Source organism: Acinetobacter sp. ANC_7635, from assembly GCF_056779945.1.
The window spans coordinates 42,508-63,895 of record NZ_JBWYIS010000007.1; the positions used below are offsets into that span (position 1 = coordinate 42,508).

Here is a 21,388-nt window from a genome sequence, read left to right on the forward strand (position 1 = left end):
TTATGATGTTCCATTGAGATTTTACAGGGGACTTTCGGCATTCTTTACCATGCGTCTTTTCTGACGAATCCAGCGTACTGCCCAAACCACACCAATTAGTAAAACGATCACCACCAATACGGGTATAAAGAATGACAATACGGAAATCACTAATGCGCTGACCCACTCACCTGTCGATACCACAGGATTTGCTACGCCACCCGTGGTTGCGGTCGATACGCCCCGTGCTGCCACTGTCCCAAGTTGCACTGCTCCTGCTGTTCCACCACCAACGATGATTGCAGCAGCCCAACTTGCAAATTGCGACATTTCACCAGAGCTTACCGCCATGGTCGTCAATGTTCCAGCCACCATCGCGGCAGGTGTTGCAATGGTGTCGAGTAAGTTGTCTACCCATGGGATGTAATAAGCACCTATTTCACACAGTGTGGCAAAGCCGAGTGCAATACAGACCGATGGCATCGCCAACCATTCAAAGCCTTTGATGGGTTCAAAAATGCCCATAATAGCGGCAATACTCATCACCAATAAGGGAACAAATACGCGGAAGCCACATGCAGCACTCAATCCTATACCAAGACATAAACCGAGTATTGTTTCCATAGCAAACCTTTTTATTTATATGTTTTTAATTTTCTTAAGGTAACAAAAAAGCCCTATGGTGTAATAGGGCTTTTGTTTAAAACAGTGGTGTCTGTTTTAGTGTGTTTGCTTGAGCGAATTATTTTTTAAATTGATTGCTTAAGCATTTGGTACACGGTGGTAAACGATCAGTACCAATTTCTAAGTAAGCACGATGCCCACATTGAACGCAAAAATAGAAACCTGTTCCCGGTTTAGAGCCAGCTGTAACCATTTTTGTTCTCCGAATTGTTTTAGAAATGGTGAAATCACTATAACGGAGAATGAATGGCTTTTTATTGTCCATTTCGACAAATGATGATGGCATTTTTGCAAGTTATAAATATCCTGAAAGCATAGGTATGTAAGTTGCTAAAAAAGCTAATACTGTGACATGATTAGATGCAAAAGACATTAGCTCCTTATAATTATCATTATATTTTTCTTTCCCTACAGAATTACCTAAAGATTCAATTCGCTTTTCAAGCTCTGTGACAATTTGATCATCCAGATTAGAACTTTTAACCTTTGTCAAAAGCTCTAAAAATTCTTGAGGGATTTTGTTATAAATATTTTGATTGATCGCACTTTGATGATTACCCGAAGCTAAATTTTGAACATTACCTGCAATGTGAATATTAAAAACTTGAGCAACTTTATCCTGAGGAATTGAATTTGAATTAATTTCTAAATCTCCAGCATCTTTATCTAACATTTCAATCTCTAATACAAAATTTAAAATTTTAGTTTTTATAGTATCTATTATTCCAACTAATGCAGAAGACGAAATGATTTTCCAAGCTTGTATACAATTATACCCTTGGTACATTTGCATACCATATTTTGCGATAATTAGTGGATTCCAAGGTTGAGATAATTCACTTTTACTATTTGCTAAATCTTCTAGTTCTGCTATTGGTCGATTTAAAGTCACAATTGATAAATTATGTTGCAACTTTTTAGGCAAATTGAATATTGGAATATCCGCATTCCTTAGGCCTGAATTAAATGGCCCAACAAAGTGGCCTTTCGAGTTTAATTTTTCTAAAATTCTATAAGCAGGCAACTCTTCTTCTTTTACATTTGAGTAGCCATTTAACTCATTTTCAATCCAAATTTTGAAATCTTCATTACCTAGTCTATAGGCAAGAATCTTACACTTTCTCAACAAATCTGAAACTTTCACATTTGTATTAACTGCATCATTTTGAATTTCTCGCAACAAAGACATAAACGCCTATCCCACTAATATCTTTAGATACTTAAATCATTAATAAAAAATATGCCTTATCTAAAAGAATTCAACTTTAACTTTTTTAAATTCACGCAGTGCTCTATTTCCATTTTTATCCGTCAAATTAATTAAGTGTTCATCTTTACTTAAAAGCTCATATGCTTCACTCAAAGTATTCACTTCAACTTTATTAACAGCCTTATTTGTTGGGTTAATTGAATAAGAGCTGTTTTTGCGATTCAGAACGTATTTATTATTAGTATTCTTCTTAGCTTCAAATACTTTTCCTTTAGCAAGACCACGCGTTCCAATTGCATATAATCTTTTAACTAATCTAGACATGAATCAAATCCAATATAAAAAGAGCCCATAAAATATGGACTCTTTAAATTTAAAAATCAAATAGTTATTAACTTAAATTCCCTTCTAAGAAATCCTGTGCAAAGCGTTGCAATACCCCACCCGCTTCATACACAGACACTTCTTCTTCGGTATCCAAACGACACGTAACAGGCACTTCAATCGTTTGATTTTTACCTTCCGCCGTTGAGCGCTCAATAACTAAAGTCAAAGTCGAACGAGGTGCAATATTACCAATCACGCTATAAAGTTCAGTACCATCCAAACCTAAAGTTTTACGGTCAGTCCCTGCTTTAAACTCAAGTGGTAATACACCCATACCCACCAAGTTGGTGCGGTGGATACGCTCAAAACCTTCCGCCACAATTGCTTCTACACCTGCAAGGCGTACACCTTTCGCAGCCCAGTCACGACTAGAACCTTGACCGTAGTCTTTACCTGCAACAATGATCAAAGGCTGTTTACGGTTCATGTAGGTTTCAATCGCTTCCCACATACGCATCACTTCGCCTTCAGGCTCAACACGCGCTTTAGAACCTTGCTTGATTGTACCGTCCGAACGTACCACCATTTCATTATACAATTTCGGATTGGCAAAGGTCGCACGTTGTGCCGTTAAATGGTCACCACGGTGCGTTGCGTATGAGTTAAAGTCTTCCTCAGGCACGCCCATTTTATGTAGATATTCACCTGCTGCCGAATCCATCATAATCGCATTCGATGGTGATAAATGGTCTGTGGTGATGTTATCGCCTAAAATCGCAAGCGGACGCATATTGGCTAAAGTACGTGGTGCTGCAAGTGCGCCTTCCCAATATGGCGGACGGCGGATATAAGTACTTTGCGGACGCCAGTCATACAATGGGCTTGCAGCTTGAACTTTCTCACCCAAATCAAACATTGGAATATACACTTTCTTAAATTGCTCAGGTTTAACCGCAACTTTCACCAATGCATCAATTTCTTCATCAGATGGCCAAATGTCTTTGAGGTAAATTGGGTTGCCATCTTTATCATGACCTAAAGCATCCGTTTCAATGTCAAAACGAATCGTACCTGCAATGGCATATGCAACTACGAGCGGAGGCGATGCCAAGAATGCTTGTTTTGCATACGGGTGGATACGACCATCGAAGTTACGGTTACCTGATAAAACAGCCGTTGCGTAGAGGTCACGGTCGATAATTTCTTGCTGGATTTTTGGATCTAGTGCACCTGACATCCCGTTACAAGTCGTACATGCATACGCCACGATACCAAAACCAAGTTTTTCTAAATCACCGAGTACACCTGCTTCTTCTAAATACAATGCTGCGGCTTTAGAACCCGGTGCAAAAGATGATTTCACCCACGGCTTACGCACTAAGCCGAGTTCGTTTGCTTTACGAGCAAGCAAGCCTGCTGCAACCGTATTACGTGGATTCGAGGTATTGGTACATGATGTAATTGCCGCAATAATGATTGCACCATCAGGCATTAAGCCTTCTGCTTCTTGCGCACGCGCTGCTTCTAAATTGCCTGCAATACCTTTGGCTTTTAAATCACTTGTTGATACACGCGCATGTGGATTAGATGGCCCTGCAATGTTACGAGTTACGGTTGATAAATCAAAACGGAGTACACGTGGGTACTCGGCTTTAGTCATATCACTTGCCCACAGACCAATTTCTTTGGCATAGGTTTCTACAAGCTTCACTTGCTCAGGCTCACGACCTGTCAGTGTTAGATAATCAATGGTGTTTTGGTCGATATAGAACATCGCAGCCGTTGCACCGTATTCAGGGGTCATATTGGAGATGGTTGCACGGTCACCAATCGACATGGTGTCTGCACCTTCACCAAAGAACTCTAAATATGCGCCAACCACACGCTCTTTACGCAAGAACTCTGTTAAAGCCAATACGATATCAGTTGCCGTAATGCCCGGCTTACGCTGACCAACGAGCTCTACACCAATAATGTCAGGCAGACGCATCCACGATGCACGGCCGAGCATCACGTTTTCAGCTTCTAAGCCACCGACACCAATTGAAATGACACCTAAAGCATCCGTATGCGGTGTATGTGAATCTGTGCCCACACACGTGTCAGGGAAAGCCACGCCACCACGGTTTTGAATCACTGGAGACATTTTCTCCAAGTTGATTTGATGCATGATGCCATTACCCGCAGGAATCACATCAACATTTTCAAAGGCAGTTTTGGTCCACTCAATAAAATGGAAACGGTCTTCATTACGACGATCTTCCACCGCACGGTTTTTCTCAAATGCATCAGGATCAAAACCACCGTACTCGACTGCGAGTGAGTGATCGACAATCAGCTGAGTTGGTACCACGGGATTGACTTTAGATGGGTCTCCACCTTGATCGGCAATCGCATCACGCAAACCTGCAAGGTCCACCAATGCTGTTTGACCTAAAATATCGTGGCAGACCACACGTGCTGGATACCAAGGGAAATCGTGGTCTTGTTTGTTAAAGATTAACTCTTTAAGAGACTGCTCTAAAATTGCAGGATCGCAACGGCGTACCAATTGCTCTGCAAGCACTTTAGAAGTATATGGGAGTTTTGCGTATGCGCCTGGCTGAATATCTTCAACGGCTTGACGCACATCATAATATTCGAGCTGGGTACCTTGCAGTGGTTTACGGTAGTTGTTATTCATCGCGTTCCTGCCTTGCCTTGAGCATCTTTTTTCTAAACTTTCTAAACATTTTGTTGTTGATGAGACTTCATCATTTGTGATGGCATAGTACACTGCTGAAAGTCCATTTCCCAAATCTTATATATTTCATACACTTAGGTGCAAAAAATAGGGTTTTTGAAATATTTTGTTTCAAATAACGCAGTTAAATTAGCAGTTATGTGCTTTTTTTTGAAAAATAGTGGAAAATTGGGATAATTCTTTAGTATTAGATTCAGATTCGAGCATAGAAAATGAACAATTTATCTTTCTCCTCATTTACGCTTAATGGCGTGGATGCTCAAAAATTTTTACAAGGTCAAGTGACGTTGCATGTTGAACGCCTTGAAGAAAATATCACGCGCTACACAGCAATTTGTGATTTAAAAGGTCGAATTCACTTTGGTTTATGGCTAACAAAGCTGAATCCTGAAAGCTTTGTCATTGTAACCACTCAAGATCAAGCTGAAGAATTTTCCAAACACATTAAAAAATTCGGTGCTTTTTCCAAAATGAAACTTGAAGAAGCTAGTCAGGTCTATCCTACGCTTCAAGGTGACACCACAACGTTCTCAGCAGAAGTAACAGATATTGCCGCTTGGCAAGTTCAGGCCATTCAACAGGGTCAAGCTTACATTGATCAAGCCATAGAACACGTGTTCCAACCCCAAGAACTCCGTTTACATCAACGTGAAGGCGTTCACTATGACAAGGGTTGTTACTTGGGTCAGGAAGTCATTGCACGCTTATGGTTTAAAGCCAAACCGAAAGCGTGGTTACATCTGATTCAAGGTACAGGTGCTGTGCCTGCAGAAGCGGAACAACTCGATAAAAGCGTACAAGTGGTCAATAGTGCTGCATTTGAAAATGGTTATATCGCTTTGGTGGTGGCACGCCCTGAAGCATTAGCAGAGTTAGACGTGACTGTTTTAGATTTGCCTGAGTATTTAAATGGTGATGTGGCTAGACCACAGTAAAATAATCTAAAAAAACCTCCATTTAGGAGGTTTTTTATTAACCATTAGGCTGAGGATTTGGAACATATTTCCGGTAAATAATCAGGTTTAATATGACCAATACCGCACAACACCAGTACATAAATTCAAAGCTCCATTGTGCGATAACTAATCCCATCACAACTGAACCAATCGCTAGACCAATATCAAAACAAATAAAGAATGTTGATATTGCATGCCCCATCCGATGTTTATCTACGGTTTGAATGGTGAGCGTTTGCAAACAAGGAAATACTGAACCATATCCAATTCCAATAAAAATTGCAGATAACCACAACATCCATTGATCATTGACCAATGTTACGACCATAAGCCCAATCGCAAAAAATATAAAAGAAGGAACAATAACAGCACTCGGACCTTGACGGTCATAAATTTTACCGACCCAAGGTCTTACAATTAACATCGACGCCGCAAACAATATAAAAAATACACTGGTGTACGCCAGCAGTTGTTTGCTCTCACTATAAACCGTAATAAAACTGGTAATACTCGAGTAAGCAAAAGCTGTAAGTAAAGCAACACCACTTACAGCAAAAACTTTAGGCTCAAGAAAATCGTCTAGCTTAAAACCTTTTTTATTCATTTTATGTTGCTGAGGTATCTGATTCGCTGGAATATTTAATAGCCAGCTAAAAATTAGACCTAAACTGATGAGCACCGCGAGAGCACCGAATAAAATTTGGAAGCTATAAAATTGAATCATGGTAAGCGCAATTAACGGTCCAAATACCACACCTAGGTTAGTGGACATCACATAATAACCCATGCCTTCACCTTTACGATGCTCAGGAATGAAGTCATTCGCGACTGGAACAGCCACAGTGGTCAACACACTAAACCATATCCCATGTAAAAATCGTATAAGCAACAATGACCACATGTTATCAATGAATAAATAAGCAAATGCAAAGACCGCAAAAAACGTGCTCGATCCACGCATAGTGAGTCGCTTACCCATTTTTTGAATGATCATACCTGAAAATGGTCGTACTGCTATTGATGAGGCGAGAAAAAGCGTTAACGCTAATCCTGCTTCTTCAACTGATCCCGCTAAGTCCTTCACAATGTAAATCGGAAGGACAGCCAACATGGCAAAGTAGTAAATAAAAACAAATAAATTATTTAATACACACAAGATAAATGAACGATTCCAAAGTCGCTCGGTGGTTACACTCATGAAAATCTACTCTTGTCGCATTAATGTTTGGGCTTGAGGGCGTAATGGATCTAAACTCAGTTTGACCAATTGACGGATATAGTGCTCATCAGGCAAATGATTAAAGAAAATAATTTGGTAATGAATAGGACCATACAGTCGATCAAGTACCAAATCATAGTGATCATGTTCTATCAGCTCCCCCACCTCAATCGCCTGTTGGATCAGTTGATGCAGTTGAACTCGTTTAGGTAACAAATATTGCTTGAAGAATGTTGCAGCCAATTCACGATGATTCGCCATAACCACCAACATCGCACGTCCCACTGGATGATCTAAAGCCTTAGCCAAACGAAGCAATTGTTGATTAAGATTTTGTTCAAGGTCGAGCTCTGGCTCAAACTCAAAAATTGAGAGTGTGAGCTCTTTAAAGGTGTCCAGAACCAATTCAGATTTATGTGACCACCATCGATAAATAGTCGACTTTCCCACCCCAGCACGTGAAGCAATGTCTTCTACTGTCAGTTGGTGATATTCCACTTCATTCAAAGCCTGTTTGACTGAAGCTAAAATACATGATCGGCGTCGTGCACTTTTGTCATCGACTGTCATGAAATCCTCACAAATAAAACGATACGTTTCGTATCGTTTTATAATAGAGTTTTTTTATTGATAAAGATATGAAAATAAGACCAAGGCGTTAGATGGAATAGATTTTAACTGTCAATCGATTGAGAGATGACTCATAAAAAACCTCCTATATCGCTAGGAGGTTTTTTTCTAAAAGCCATGAAATAATTTATTCATATCCTTCACCACATAATCTTTAAAATGAAATGCTCTCGCGTGTTTAGCATCAAACTTTACGGTTAAATCACCTTTTTGGAATACATACACTCGATTCTCCTGACTCACCAAATACTGCTCGCCAAGTTTCAATAAGAGCGCATCTATCTTTTGTTCATCTGGGATTGAATCATCTTGAAAAACTTTATCGTAATTACGTTTAATGCCTTTTATAAACATCGTTGAACACCTCATTGCACAATGCGTATTTAAGCAAAACCATCGAAGAACTACTAGTGGATTAAAATTTTGGTTAAATCCATATATTCAAGGCTGAACAACGTAAATCCAGTGTCGTTTATATGCTTATACTGCAATACACACACTTTATTCACAAAGCGAAGCTAAATTTGAAGGATGTATACATATTCTATATTTACATTCACATAATTCGGACTATGATGAAATGGTGTAAAACTCTATTTACATCAAATAAATAGGGTTGCTTTTAAGATAGGTATAAAACAATTATGAAAAAAATATTATGTGGTGCTTTACTCGCTGTTGCCACCTCATTTAGCTTCGCTGCCGCACCAGTCGATCCTGCATTCAGCAAAGTACAGGAACTGATTCAAGCAAAGAATTACAATGCGGCCTACCAAGAACTTGAACGCTTATCAAAAGCAGGGAATCCTCAAGCGACTTATAACTTGGCATATCTCACTCAAGCTGGTCAAGGAACCAAACAAGACAACAAAAAAGCAGTACAACTTTATGAACAAGCTGGCACTGCAGGCTATCCTTTAGCCAATTATGTATTGGCGCAAAACTATGCCACTGGCGGCTTGGGTCTGACCAAAAATGAAAAAAAATCTCGTGAATACTTAGATAAAGCTGCAGTTCAAGGTTTTGAAGATGCGATTGTTGAATCTGCTGTTCTACTGTTCTCTGAAGGCAAAGAACAATCTGATAAGCTCGCGTTACAAAAACTTGATCCTTTAATTAAGAAAGGAAGTTATCCAGCCATTCATGCTCGTGCTTTATACGATATTTCATTAGGCTTTAAGACCAAAACTGAAGCGCCTGTGAAAAAAGGTTTAGCGAGCATTCAAGATTTAGGTAAAAAAGGATACATCCCTGCGCTTATGGCCATTGGTAACATGTTCGTAAACGGAAATATCGTTCCGCAAAACTTACCTGAGGCAAAAAAAATATTTAGTGCTTTAGCAGATGAAAATATTCCTCAAGCCAAGGAAAATCTAGCGATCGTGAACAAACTGATTGCTGAGAATGCAAAAAAACCTGCAGCAAATACGAAAGCTAAATCTTAAGCATTAATTTAAATTTTAAACCGATGCTCAAATACAAAAACCCTATCGCAAGATAGGGTTTTCTTATATGAAAAGGAGATTTATGATTACATTCTAAGTTTTATTCAATTACCACCATAAAATAATTAATCCAGCAGTCACAATAAATCCAATCACCGTACTCATCAATAAAGGTGTAATTGCACGATCATTGAGCCCATACGCTTGTCCCAACATTCCAAATAATGCAGGTGTAGGTAAAGCTGCAATCAATGTCCCTACATACACGATATCCATCGGTGCTTGAGCAATAAATCGTAGAGTCAAATACATGAGTATTGGAAAAATAAAGTTGGACGATAGAACAATATAAAGACTCTGCTGATTGACATATTTTAGGGTTAAACCTGCGATGCTTCCGCCAATCACAAATAACGCCAAAGGAGATGCCGTCTGACCAATCATTAAGAAAACTTGATCTATATAATGCGGCAGTTTAACCTGAAAAATAGCGCACACAATTCCGATTACCACACCAATAAACAATGGATTTTTACATAGGTTTATAAAGTTATTTTTTAATGTATTGAGTACAGCTTGCTGATTTTGAGCTTGCAAGCCCGCAATAAATAAAGCTGCTGGAACAAGAAAAACACTTTCGATAATTACGATTAAAGAAGTAAAGGCAAGCGCAATATGACCAATCAATAGACTTAAAATGGCCGTACCAAGTAGTCCAGTATTAGACATTGACGCTCCAATTGAGAGAATGGCAGCATCACTTAAATTGTTTTTAAAATGCTTTACCAAAATCCATAAAGCGATTGCAAATACAAAGGCAGTCACCACAATATAACTGTAGAAAAGTTCAGGTTGCCATATCGCATCAAGATCTTTTGATGAAAGCGCTTGTAAAAATAGAGCAGGTAAAGCGACTCGAATGACGAATGTACCAACAATAGAGACTTGTTCCTTGCTAAGTAAATTCAGTTTAACCGAGGCATATCCCGAAAAAAGCAGTAAAAAAATCGGAATAATGACCGATAAAACCATGACTTAGCATCCCTAGCTATTGTATGAGTTAGTCAAATTATCATACAACAGCCGTAATTACCCAGGATGACTTTTTAAGTATACCTTTATGCCTATTTTATCTATCAGCATATGGCTTAAATAATGATTTCACATCATGCGGTTGGCATCGTAAATATTGCGGACTAATTTCAACCTCTGCTTTTAATTGAGCAGCAGCATGCCATGGCCATCTTGGATTAAATAGTATTGCCCTTGCGAGCCCGATTGCATCAGCTTTGCCTTGTTGTAAGACATCTTCCGCCTGTTGAGGTTCAGTGATCAGCCCAACAGCAATCACTGGAATGTCTACGTGTTTCTTGATTGCTTCCGCAAATGGAACTTGGTAATTAGGACCAATCTGAATATTTTGATCGATATGTAATCCCCCTGATGATGCATGGATATAAACTGCACCAAGTTTTTCTAATGCCTTTGATAACCCGATTGAGTCATCAATATTCCATGCCTTTTCTTGCTCCATCCAGTCTGTTGCAGACAAACGAACACCGATTGGATAGTTGTCTGGAACAGCATTTTTGATCGCCTGAAAAACCTCTAAAGTTAGACGAATGCGATTCTCAAAACTTCCACCATATTCATCTGTTCTTCGATTAGATAAAGGGGACATAAATTGATGTAATAGATAACCATGAGCCGCGTGGACTTCGATGAGATCAAAACCTGCATCTACAGATCTGACTGCTGCAGTTGCAAAGTCATCGATAATTTTTTTGATTTCCTCGATACTTAATTCATGAGGAGCCTGATCATCTGGATTAAATGGTAAATCACTTGCAGATACCGTTTGCCAGCCATGTTCATGATTCGATGAGAATTGACCACGTCCCAACCATGGTTTATCAGTTGAAGCTTTACGTCCCGCGTGCGCTAACTGAATGGCGATTGGCGTTGGAGCAATCGATTTTACCTTATCAATCAATGCTTTTAATTGTGCACGTTGTAAATCATTCCACAACCCTAAATCTGCAAAACTGATACGACCTACAGCTTGTACCGCAGTTGCTTCAATAATATATAATCCAGCACCCGACAATGCATAACTCGCCCATTGTTGTTCATGCCAAAAACTATGCTCCCCTGCTTCATTCGCAGAATACTGACACATGGGAGCAATAATAATTCTATTTTTGAGTGATAAATTTCCGAATTGAATTGGCTCAAATAATTTTGCCACACTGAATCTCCCTGATTTTAAATTGATTTATTTGTAGCAGTGTACAACGCATTTACGTGATAAATCATCTAAGTTCATTTCATCATTGAATGCTTTAAAAAACATTTTAAAACTTAACCATGAAGGCACTAGATGGATTGTGTATCATATTCTGTTCAAGCGTAATATCTTGTAGTTCACTCGATGCTGCTTGCAATATCCTCATTTAACCCAATATTTTTCTACTCGCCCATTTAACAGAGTTTCCATGCCTGAATTACCTGAAGTTGAAACCACGAAAACCAGCTTGCTCCCTTTGCTGAATCAAAAAGTACTTTCTGTTCAAGTCAATAATTCAAGTCTGAGATGGCCTATACCAAATGATGTAAATCAATTGGTCGGTCAACGACTGATAGGGCTAACACGTCGATCCAAATATATTTTGGCACAATTTGAAAATGCGACCATGTTATGGCACTTGGGAATGTCAGGCAGCTTTCGTTTGAGTGATTCACGTGATGCATTGAGAAAGCATGATCATTTCATCATTCAATTCGATGATATCCAATTACGCTACCACGATCCTCGTCGTTTTGGTTGCATTTTATGGCTAGATGATCATGCTCAATCCAAACTTTTAGATACGCTTGGACCTGAACCTTTAAGTGAATCTTTCAATGCTGACTATCTAGAGCAGAAATTTAAAAATAAGAGTGTTGCAGTCAAAGTTGCAATTATGGATAACCACATTGTTGTGGGTGTTGGAAATATTTACGCAACTGAAAGTCTGTTTAATTTGGGCATTCATCCTGCACAACCCGCCTCTAGTCTTACACGGTCACAAATTGAAAAATTTGTCATTGAAATCAAACGAATCCTTAAACAAGCAATTGATTTAGGCGGATCTACTTTACGTGATTACACCAATGCCATGGGCGAAAATGGCTACTTTCAACAAACGCTATTGGCTTATGGGCGCGCTGGTGAAATGTGCATCAACTGTGAAACAACTTTAGAAAATATTAAGCTCGGGCAACGTGCTTCTGTTTTTTGCCCTGAGTGTCAACCGCTTAAGCGACCTCAAGCCTCAAATAATCCTGTATCAAAGGTAAAATCCAAATGAAATCAGCAATTGTTCGGCATATTTTAGTCAAAGATAAAGACCTGTGTATCCAACTTAAACAAAAGCTTAAAGACGGTGCTGATTTTGCTAAAATTGCTAAGCAACACTCAACTTGTCCCTCAGGAAAAAAAGGAGGGGAATTAGGTGAGGTAAAGAAAGGACAATTGGTTGGTCCTATCGATAAGGCAGTTTTTAGTTTGGCTGAACGTGAATTACATGGACCAATTAAGAGTCAATTCGGCTGGCATTTACTCGAAATTAAATTTCGTATGGATTTTTAAACTTCCTGGATTCCCCTCTCCTTTTAGGAGATGAGAAGCATCGCTTCGCAAGGGAGAGCTAAGAATCAATACCTCCCAGCCTCCCTTTGACAAAGGGGGATTTCGGGCGATTTTAAAAAAATGATGAGATATAAAAAACGGCGCATTTAGCGCCGTTTTCATTGTATAAGCATTAACCTTTACGTTTTAATTCGTCACGAATTTCACGAAGTAATTCGATATCTTCTGGAGTAGCTTCAGGTGCTGGAGCTTCCTCCTCTTGCTTACGACGCATTTTATTCATCAATTTCACTAACCAGAATACCACCCATGCAAGCAGGATGAAGTTGATGAGAATCGTCAAGAAATTACCGTAAGCCAAAACATTTAAACCCGCTTCTTGAGCGGCAGCAAGCGTTGTAAGGTTATTTGGATTATCTCCTAATACAACAAACCAGTTTGAATAATCAACATCACCGCCTAAGATCCAACTGATAATTGGCATGATGACATCTTTCACCATTGAATCGATGATTTTACCAAACGCCCCACCAATGATCACACCGACCGCCAGATCCATTACATTGCCTTTCACGGCAAATTCTTTAAACTCTTTAATAATGCTCATTTTTTCTCCAAAATTTTTCTATGCATTAATGTGACATAATATACATTATTCTTAATGATATTTCCGTCTAAACTCGTTGGTTTTCCACCAAAATCATAAGTATCTCTGTTTAAATAAACAAGATCTTGTCCAAATCAACTACAACAATTCAACAACTTTTATTTCATATCTTAAATGATGTAGTCAAGATATAAAAAAACCGCTCTTTTGAGCGGTTTTTTTATTTAAATCAATTAAGATTTATTACGTTTACGTTCGTTTTCAGTCAACCAACGCTTACGAATACGAATTGATTTAGGTGTAACTTCAACAAGCTCATCATCTTGAATAAATTCAAGTGCTTGTTCTAACGTATATTCAATCGCAGGAACAAGTGTTAATGCATCATCAGTACCTGATGCACGAACGTTTGTTAATTGTTTCGCTTTAGTTGGGTTTACAACCATATCGTCAGAACGAGAGTTAATACCAATAATCATACCTTCGTAAACTTCTAACTGAGGTTTAGCAAATAGACGACCACGGTCTTGTAAACTGAACAATGCATAGCCCAAGCATGTACCTTGAACCATAGAAATCAACACACCGTTTTGACGTTTTGCAACAGAACCTTGTTTCATTGGTCCATAGTGCGAGAAACTTGAGGTCATGATACCAGTACCTGAAGTCATGGTCATGAATTCTGAACGGAAACCAATCAAGCCACGTGAAGGTACAGTTGCTTCAATACGAATACGACCTTTACCGTCGACTTCCATATTGGTCATTTCACCTTTACGGTTACCCATTTGTTCCATTACAGCACCTTGATGCTGTTCTTCTACGTCAAATGTTACGTTTTCGTATGGCTCTTGCATTTCGCCGTCAATCTCTTTCAAGATTACTTGCGGACGAGATACACCCATCTCGAAGCCTTCACGACGCATGTTTTCGATCAATACCGAAAGGTGAAGTTCACCACGGCCCGACACTTTAAAACGGTCAGGACTGTCAGTATCTTCTACACGAAGTGCTACGTTGTGAATTAATTCGCGATCAAGACGTTCACGGATGTTACGTGAGGTCACAAACTTACCTTCTTTACCGGCGAATGGTGAGTTGTTAACTTGGAATGTCATCGATACTGTAGGCTCATCTACAGAAAGCGGTGGCAATGCTTCAACATGTTTAGGATCACAAATCGTGTCAGAGATATGAAGTTCGTCCATACCTGTTACACATACGATGTCACCTGCAGAAGCAGATTCAACGTCAATACGCTCCAAACCATGGTAACCCATGATTTTTAAGATACGACCGTTACGTGTTTTACCATCTTTGTCGATTACCGTTACAGGTGTGTTCAATTTCACTGAACCACGTTGGATACGACCAACACCAATAACACCAACGAAGCTGTTATAGTCAAGTGAAGACACTTGCATTTGGAATGGACCATCAACATCCACTGCTGGCGGCTCAACGATGTCTACGATTGTTTGGAACAACGGAGTCATGTCTTCAGCCAATTCTTCTGGTGAAGGACCTGCTACACCACGAAGACCAGAAGCATAAACCACAGGGAAGTCTAACTGTTCGTCAGTACCACCAAGGTTATCAAATAAATCGAATACTTGATCGATTACCCAGTCAGGACGCGCATTAGGCTTGTCAACTTTGTTGATAATTACGATTGGTTTCAAACCACGTGCGAACGCTTTTTGCGTTACGAAACGAGTTTGTGGCATTGGACCTTCTTGTGAGTCTACCAAAAGAAGTACACAGTCAACCATCGACATTACACGTTCAACTTCACCACCGAAGTCGGCGTGTCCCGGGGTATCCACGATGTTGATACGGTATTCAGTATCAGTACGTTTATCTAACCATTTGATTGCAGTATTTTTTGCAAGAATGGTAATACCACGTTCACTTTCAATAGCGCCTGAATCCATGACACGCTCGATCTCACCCGCGCGTTCACCCAAAGCACCTGATTGTTGTAAAAGTTTGTCGACAAGAGTCGTTTTACCATGGTCGACGTGTGCGATGATGGCAATATTACGGAGAGTTTTAATATCTGACATGTAAATTCGATACGCTTTAAATTTGAGGGCAAATTATACAGAAAAATCCTAAACTTTTATAGTGACTGTTTCTTTACAATTTCATTTTTTTTTGACGAATGGTTATGTTTCGGTTTTGTAAACCCATGTAACTCGATTAGAATGTCGGCACTTTCGCTTAATCTAGATGGTATAGACCATGTCTGCTCCCGACCAATCTCAAGAACCGAAACTCGATCTTGTTTATGGTTTAGACGATAAACCAAAACCGTTCATCGCTTTTCTCGCTGCCATTCAGCATTTACTTGCCATTATTGTTCCGATTGTTACTCCTGGTCTATTGATCTGTTTGGCTTTAGGTGTTTCTAAAGAAGATACAAACATGATCCTCTCCATGTCATTGGTGATTTCAGGTATTGCGACATTCTTACAAAGTAAAAAGGTTGGTCCTTTCGGTGCAGGCTTACTGATTGTTCAAGGTACAAGTTTTAACTTTATCGGTCCTATTATTGGGATTGGCTCAGCAATGGTTGCCGCGGGAACTCCAGTTGAAACTGTTATGGGTTCAATTTTTGGTGTCGTGATTGCAGGCTCATTCATTGAAATGGGAGTTTCACGCATATTACCATGGGTGAAAAAACTCATTACTCCACTTGTGACTGGTATTGTTGTACTTCTCATTGGCTTAACCTTGATTAAAGAAGGTTTAATCTCAATGGGTGGTGGTTACCAAGCGATGGGGAATAACACTTTTGCCAATACAGACAATCTCATTATGTCTTGTACTGTTTTGGCATTAATCATTCTCTTAAACCGCTTAAATGTTACATGGGTTAAGAGTAGTGCGATATTAATTGCACTGATCGTAGGTTATGCGCTAGCAGGCTTCATGGGCCATTTAGATTTTTCTGGCTTAGAAAATGCACCTTTGGTTCAAATCCCTACACCAATGCACTTTGGCTTAGACTTCTCTTGGAGTTTATTTATACCAATGGCATTTATTTATCTGGTTACTTCATTAGAAGCGATTGGTGATATCACCGCGACTTCTAAGTTATCTAATCAACCTGTTGATGGTCCGAAATGGATGGAGCGCATTAAAGGTGGTGTACTCGTCAACGGTGCAAACTCCTTACTCGCTGGTTTATTTAATACTTTCCCGAGTTCTGTTTTTGCTCAAAACAACGGAGTAATCCAATTAACTGGTGTAGCTAGTCGCCACGTGGGTATATGGATCGCCGCTCTATTAGTTATTTTGGGTTTACTACCAGCAGTGGCTGCCATCATCCAAGCTGTTCCTCAAGCTGTACTGGGGGGCGCTGTCATGGTGATGTTTGGGGCTGTTGCAGCATCAGGGATTAATATCCTTTCTGGTATTCAGCTTGACCGCCGTGCATTGCTTATTATTGCAATTTCACTTGCTCTTGGTTTAGGTGTTGCTCAAGTTCCACAGATTCTTGAACATATGCCTGAACTCATTCGTAATATATTTAGCTCTGGTGTAGCAACTGGCGGCATTGCAGCCTTGATCTTGAACTTCGTTCTACCTGAAGCAAAGAAATAATTTAGATTGAATAAAAGACTGCCCAGCATTGTCTGGGCTCTTTTATTCTGTGGAGAAATATATGGTTCCTCAAAGTGAAGTTGTTATTCGTCAACATAACTTTCTGAAAGGTCGAATATTATTAGTCAATGCACCAACTGATGACTTAAGCACTCAGCTCGATAAAAACATTCAGGCTTCAGTATGGACATGGAATTATAACGACTTTCTATTTTTCCAAAATCAAAATATTCCTGTTCATTTTGGGACGGATATCCCTGAAGCAGAATATGATCAAGTTATTGTTTTTGTGCCTAAAGCCAAAGAGCTTTTGAATTACTTACTACACAGTGTGGTATTAAAACTCGGTCTTGGTGCATCAATTTTTCTTGTCGGTGAAAAGAAAGGTGGCGTTGAACGAGCAGCAAAACAACTCGTTCCATTTGGCAAATGTGTCAAACTTGATAGCGCTCGTCATTGTCAAATGTGGCAATTAATTATCGATCAGACTCCTACGCCTCGAACTTTAGAAAATTGGGCTCAACAATATACAATTCCAACACCGAATGGCGAATTACAGATTTATGCTTTACCTGGTGTATTTAGTCAAAATAAACTTGATATTGGTACAGCTGTATTTCTCCCCTACCTCAATCGAGTGAGTTCAGGTAAAATCGCTGACTTCGGTTGTGGTGCTGGCATTATCAGTGCATATTTAGCCAAATTGAATCCCAAAAATCGTATTTTTGCGCTTGATGTGGATGCTTTTGCGCTCGCCTCCACCCGCCTAACATTTGAAAAAAATAATTTGTCACCAGAACAGCTCGAAATCAAAGCTGTGACTGGCATTGAAGATGCGCCACTATTTTTACATGCCATCGTCAGTAACCCTCCTTTCCACCAGGGTATATACACTGATTACAATGCGAGTGAGAATCTTTGTAAGACATCACGTCGCCATCTAAAATCTGGTGGTGAACTTTGGATCGTGGCAAATCGTTTTTTAAACTACCCAACTCTCATTGAGCAAAATTTTGGTCAATGTGAAACTTTGACTGATCAACAAGGCTTTAAAGTACTGTTTGCAAGTACTCAAAAGAAATCATAAGGAACTTTCGATGAGCGAAACCGGTCAACTTAAGCGAAAGCTTGGAGCACGCCATCTTAATATGATCGCCATTGGTGGTTCTATCGGTACAGGACTATTCCTAGCTTCGGGTGCAACAATTGCCAATGCGGGCCCTGGTGGTGCATTACTTGCCTATTGTTTAATTGGCGTAATGATTTACTTCCTCATGACCAGCTTAGGCGAACTCGCAACACACAATCCAACATCAGGTGCTTTCTTCACCTATGGCACCAAATATGTCGAAGGTGGGTTTGGATTCGCACTAGGCTGGAACTATTGGTACAACTGGGCGATAACCGTCGCATTTGAACTTGTTGCAGTTCAATTCATCATGAAATTTTGGTTTCCTGATATCCCAGGTTTCTATTGGAGTGCCATTTTCCTTGCTATCGTTTTTGGTATTAACGCCTTAACAGTCAAAGGTTTTGGTGAGTCTGAGTTCTTTTTCTCACTCATTAAAGTTCTTGCCATCATTGCATTTATCATCATTGGTATTTTCATGATTGCCAAAATCATGATGACACCCAATGTTGCAACTTTCGCAAATTGGTCAAAGGGTGAAGCGCCATTTGTAGGTGGTTTGTCAGCATTAATTGGTGTCGCGATGATCGCAGGATTCTCATTTCAAGGTACTGAAATGGTTGGTGTTGCCGCTGGTGAGTCGAAAGATCCGAAGAAAACCATTCCTATTGCGATTAAACAGATCTTCTGGCGGATTCTCTTATTCTATATCGTTTGTATTTTTATTATCGGTACATTGATTGCGTATGATGATCCTCGTCTAATGCAAGCTGCTTCAGATGAGAATATTGCATTATCACCTTTTACTTTACTCTATGAACAAGCAGGCTTTGCTTTCGCTGCAAGTGTCATGAATGCAGTCATTCTTACGGCTATCCTTTCTGCCGGAAATTCAGGAATGTACTCTTCCACACGAATGCTGTTTGATATGGCAAAAAATGGAAGTGCACCCAAAGTTTTCTCCAAACTTGATGGCCGCGGTGTACCAATGAATGCACTTTATGCCACGACAGCAATCGCAGCACTATGCTTCTTGACGACATTTATTGGTGAAGAGGAAGTATTTAATTGGCTTCTGAATATGTCTGGTATGTGTGGCTTTATCGTATGGCTCGGTATCGCAATCTCTCATTACCGATTCAGGAAAGGCTATTTGGCTCAAGGATATAAGTTAGAAGATTTAGCATATCGTGCAAAATTTTTCCCTTTTGCACCGTGGTTCGCTTTTATTTTGTGTGCAATCGTGGTGTTAGGTCAAAATTATCAAGCCGTACTTGATGGGGAGTTGATCGCAGTAGTCTCCACATATATTGGGATCTTCTTATTCTTAGCAATATGGCTAGTGTATAAGTTCAAGTACAAAACCAAGTTGATTCAATATCAAGATATGGATGTAAAACCAATTCAAGTCGATCAAGACTAATAAAATAAAAAAACAGCTCAAATTGAGCTGTTTTTTTATTGTTAGATTATGATCTTATTCTATTTTTAAGGTTAAATTCACTCGACGATTCAATGCTCGACCCTCTTCTGTCGTGTTATCCGCAATTGGCTGATTTGGGCCATAGCCTTGTGTCGAAATCTGTTTAGGATCAACATTATATTGCATCACCAATTCATTACGCACAGCATTTGCTCGCTCAAGAGATACTTTTTGATTCGCTGATACTGACCCTCGATTATCTGTATGTCCATCCACTTGAAGTATAAAACTTTTATTCTGCGCCAAAACTTTTGAAGCTACTGTTAAATAAGGTTGATACCGAACATCAATTTGACGGGAATTGTGATTAAAGTAGAGCGGTAAACCTTGTTTTAATTCATTTAATATCTTTTGATCCAAGTCTTGTACACCAGTAGTTGATTGCATCTTTGTCGTTGTGCAAGCCGTCAAAGTTAAAGCAATGCATAAGCTTGCTATTAAACTATATTTCATCTTTATTCTCATTGTGTTGTTCATTATATTTTGTGAAATATATCACATTATTTAAAAAAGAGTTAAAAAAAACAGCTCCGAAGAGCTGTTCTTAATAATCAATTAAAGATTATTGTGCTGCTTGAGGTTGAGCAACTACTGTACGGCTACCAGAAATCGTAGCGAATACACGACGGTTCATCGCACGACCTTCTTTAGTTGCGTTGTCAGCAATTGGTTGATCCCAAGCAAAACCTTGAGTCGCTAAACGAGAAGCGTCAATGTTGTATTCGCTTACAAGAGCAGATTTCACAGAGTTAGCACGAGCTAAAGATAAACGTTCGTTCAACGCACGTGGACCAGTATTATCAGTGTGACCTTCAATACGAGCAGTTGCATTTGGATATTCGTTTAATTTTTCAGCTACTTTAGCAATTTCAGGCTTGTACTGATCTTTGATGTTAGACTTGTTCGTATCGAAGAATACGCGAAGTTCCATGTTAAGATCTTCAGTCAACTCTTGTGGAGCTGGTTGAACTGGAGCTGGAGCTGGTTGAACTGGAGCAACTTCTACTACTTCAGCAGCAGGCTTCAAGTGACCGCCTAAAACTACGTTAAGACCAGCAAGTGCTGTGTAGTTCCAGAAATCTTCGTCGATGTTATAAGTTGCACGAGCTTCTGTACGAAGAGATAGAGCATCATTTAAGCGCCAGAAAGCACCTACACCTGCATTACCTAAAGTACCTTCGTCATCTTTAAGATTTACACCATCGTATTCATATTTGTAGTGACCAGCACCCAAAAGAACGTATGGCTTAATTTTGCTGTCATAGTTCTTAGTGATTAAATCAGAAGTAACATAGAAGTTACCATTGATTTGAGTTTGCTTGTACTCGCCAACATCATTACCAGTAATTGTGCCTTCGATATCACCTTTTACTTGGTTATATTCAGCTTCAAAACCCAACCATGGAGTAAGTTCAATACCTAACGCAGCACCAACGAATAAATCGTCTTGTAATTCGATAATGCTGTCAGATAAGTGATCAGCAGCACCGTTGTTGTGTTGAGTGTCTTGGAATGTGTAACCCACTAATAGTGGAGTAACAGTTACACCAGCATTAGCAGCAGCGAATGGAGCAGCAACAAGCATAGCAAGTGCGATACGACTCAATTTCATGGATATCCTCCAGAGATAACAATTGTTTTTCAAGCTCAGCCTAAAATAATTATGGCTTCCTGAGATAGGCTTTTTTATACCCCAGTATTTTTTTTAAGCTACTCATGTTGAATCATACAAACAC

The 21,388-nt window shown here is 39.5% G+C and carries 21 protein-coding genes; 7 read left to right on the forward strand and 14 right to left on the reverse strand.

Annotation, left to right across the window (positions count from 1 at the left end):
- Nucleotides 1-21: 21 nt before the first annotated feature.
- From AC1M89_RS09205 to acnD, 5 genes are all read right to left on the reverse strand, one after another.
- Complete coding sequence (locus tag AC1M89_RS09205) at nucleotides 22-603, reverse strand: DUF4126 domain-containing protein (RefSeq protein ID WP_481591733.1); 582 nt, start codon at nucleotides 601-603, stop codon at nucleotides 22-24.
- Nucleotides 604-721: 118 nt separating this feature from the next.
- Entirely contained in the window at nucleotides 722-949 is a 228-nt protein-coding gene (locus AC1M89_RS09210; RefSeq protein ID WP_481614114.1) for a zinc ribbon-containing protein, read from the reverse strand.
- 9 nt (nucleotides 950-958) lie between these two features.
- On the reverse strand, nucleotides 959-1,852 hold the full coding sequence (locus AC1M89_RS09215; protein WP_481614115.1) for an AbiTii domain-containing protein: 894 nt from the start codon (nucleotides 1,850-1,852) through the stop codon (nucleotides 959-961).
- Nucleotides 1,853-1,912: 60 nt separating this feature from the next.
- Entirely contained in the window at nucleotides 1,913-2,197 is a 285-nt protein-coding gene (locus AC1M89_RS09220) for a hypothetical protein (RefSeq protein ID WP_481591731.1), read from the reverse strand.
- Between the two features lie 67 nt (nucleotides 2,198-2,264).
- On the reverse strand, nucleotides 2,265-4,883 hold the full coding sequence (gene acnD, locus AC1M89_RS09225; RefSeq protein WP_481614116.1) for a Fe/S-dependent 2-methylisocitrate dehydratase AcnD: 2,619 nt from the start codon (nucleotides 4,881-4,883) through the stop codon (nucleotides 2,265-2,267).
- A 272-nt stretch (nucleotides 4,884-5,155) separates the two neighbouring features.
- On the opposite strand from acnD, the gene ygfZ reads away from it, so the two are divergent.
- Complete coding sequence (gene ygfZ / locus AC1M89_RS09230) at nucleotides 5,156-5,878, forward strand: CAF17-like 4Fe-4S cluster assembly/insertion protein YgfZ (protein WP_481609080.1); 723 nt, start codon at nucleotides 5,156-5,158, stop codon at nucleotides 5,876-5,878.
- A 37-nt stretch (nucleotides 5,879-5,915) separates the two neighbouring features.
- On the opposite strand, the gene AC1M89_RS09235 is transcribed toward ygfZ, so the two are convergent.
- The 3 genes from AC1M89_RS09235 to AC1M89_RS09245 form a co-directional block, all read right to left on the reverse strand.
- Complete coding sequence (locus tag AC1M89_RS09235) at nucleotides 5,916-7,097, reverse strand: MFS transporter (RefSeq protein ID WP_481614117.1); 1,182 nt, start codon at nucleotides 7,095-7,097, stop codon at nucleotides 5,916-5,918.
- A gap of 6 nt (nucleotides 7,098-7,103) precedes the next feature.
- Entirely contained in the window at nucleotides 7,104-7,688 is a 585-nt protein-coding gene (locus AC1M89_RS09240; RefSeq protein ID WP_481614118.1) for a TetR/AcrR family transcriptional regulator, read from the reverse strand.
- Between the two features lie 168 nt (nucleotides 7,689-7,856).
- Nucleotides 7,857-8,102 (reverse strand): hypothetical protein, encoded by a 246-nt coding sequence (locus AC1M89_RS09245; protein ID WP_092767507.1) that lies wholly within the window; start codon nucleotides 8,100-8,102, stop codon nucleotides 7,857-7,859.
- 290 nt (nucleotides 8,103-8,392) lie between these two features.
- Between AC1M89_RS09245 and AC1M89_RS09250 the strand changes: the two genes are divergently transcribed.
- Complete coding sequence (locus AC1M89_RS09250; protein WP_481614119.1) at nucleotides 8,393-9,193, forward strand: tetratricopeptide repeat protein; 801 nt, start codon at nucleotides 8,393-8,395, stop codon at nucleotides 9,191-9,193.
- Between the two features lie 108 nt (nucleotides 9,194-9,301).
- Here AC1M89_RS09250 and AC1M89_RS09255 read toward each other — a convergent pair whose 3' ends face one another.
- The gene (locus AC1M89_RS09255; protein WP_481614120.1) at nucleotides 9,302-10,225 is read right to left on the reverse strand and encodes an AEC family transporter; all 924 of its coding nucleotides are present in this window, start codon (nucleotides 10,223-10,225) and stop codon (nucleotides 9,302-9,304) included.
- 97 nt (nucleotides 10,226-10,322) lie between these two features.
- On the reverse strand, nucleotides 10,323-11,441 hold the full coding sequence (locus tag AC1M89_RS09260) for an NADH:flavin oxidoreductase/NADH oxidase (RefSeq protein ID WP_092767514.1): 1,119 nt from the start codon (nucleotides 11,439-11,441) through the stop codon (nucleotides 10,323-10,325).
- Between the two features lie 247 nt (nucleotides 11,442-11,688).
- Between AC1M89_RS09260 and mutM the strand changes: the two genes are divergently transcribed.
- Nucleotides 11,689-12,543 carry a bifunctional DNA-formamidopyrimidine glycosylase/DNA-(apurinic or apyrimidinic site) lyase gene (mutM, locus tag AC1M89_RS09265; protein ID WP_481609076.1) on the forward strand — a complete coding sequence of 285 codons (855 nt, stop codon included), beginning with the start codon at nucleotides 11,689-11,691 and terminating at the stop codon, nucleotides 12,541-12,543.
- Nucleotides 12,540-12,824 (forward strand): peptidylprolyl isomerase, encoded by a 285-nt coding sequence (locus AC1M89_RS09270; RefSeq protein ID WP_180028291.1) that lies wholly within the window; start codon nucleotides 12,540-12,542, stop codon nucleotides 12,822-12,824. The genes mutM and AC1M89_RS09270 overlap by 4 nt, the downstream gene beginning before the upstream one ends.
- Before the next feature lie 172 nt (nucleotides 12,825-12,996).
- On the opposite strand, the gene mscL is transcribed toward AC1M89_RS09270, so the two are convergent.
- Both mscL and typA read right to left on the reverse strand, forming a co-directional pair.
- Entirely contained in the window at nucleotides 12,997-13,431 is a 435-nt protein-coding gene (gene mscL, locus AC1M89_RS09275; protein WP_035270698.1) for a large conductance mechanosensitive channel protein MscL, read from the reverse strand.
- Nucleotides 13,432-13,664: 233 nt separating this feature from the next.
- Nucleotides 13,665-15,497: a translational GTPase TypA gene (gene typA / locus AC1M89_RS09280; protein ID WP_035270590.1), complete on the reverse strand. Its 1,833-nt coding sequence runs from the start codon at nucleotides 15,495-15,497 to the stop codon at nucleotides 13,665-13,667.
- A gap of 178 nt (nucleotides 15,498-15,675) precedes the next feature.
- Here typA and AC1M89_RS09285 point away from each other — a divergent pair, with 178 nt between their 5' ends.
- The 3 genes from AC1M89_RS09285 to AC1M89_RS09295 all read left to right on the forward strand — a co-directional run bounded on the left by AC1M89_RS09285 (nucleotide 15,676) and on the right by AC1M89_RS09295 (nucleotide 19,592).
- Nucleotides 15,676-17,040 (forward strand): uracil-xanthine permease family protein, encoded by a 1,365-nt coding sequence (locus AC1M89_RS09285; RefSeq protein WP_035270592.1) that lies wholly within the window; start codon nucleotides 15,676-15,678, stop codon nucleotides 17,038-17,040.
- Between the two features lie 61 nt (nucleotides 17,041-17,101).
- On the forward strand, nucleotides 17,102-18,127 hold the full coding sequence (locus AC1M89_RS09290) for a methyltransferase (protein WP_481591721.1): 1,026 nt from the start codon (nucleotides 17,102-17,104) through the stop codon (nucleotides 18,125-18,127).
- Between the two features lie 10 nt (nucleotides 18,128-18,137).
- Complete coding sequence (locus tag AC1M89_RS09295) at nucleotides 18,138-19,592, forward strand: amino acid permease (protein ID WP_481614121.1); 1,455 nt, start codon at nucleotides 18,138-18,140, stop codon at nucleotides 19,590-19,592.
- Nucleotides 19,593-19,646: 54 nt separating this feature from the next.
- On the opposite strand, the gene AC1M89_RS09300 is transcribed toward AC1M89_RS09295, so the two are convergent.
- Both AC1M89_RS09300 and omp38 read right to left on the reverse strand, forming a co-directional pair.
- A complete protein-coding gene (locus tag AC1M89_RS09300; protein WP_481614122.1) occupies nucleotides 19,647-20,105 on the reverse strand; it encodes an OmpA family protein in 459 nt (152 codons plus the stop codon).
- 109 nt (nucleotides 20,106-20,214) lie between these two features.
- Nucleotides 20,215-21,264, reverse strand: a complete 1,050-nt coding sequence (gene omp38, locus AC1M89_RS09305; RefSeq protein ID WP_481596050.1) for an outer membrane protein Omp38 — start codon at nucleotides 21,262-21,264, stop codon at nucleotides 20,215-20,217.
- Nucleotides 21,265-21,388: the final 124 nt, after the last annotated feature.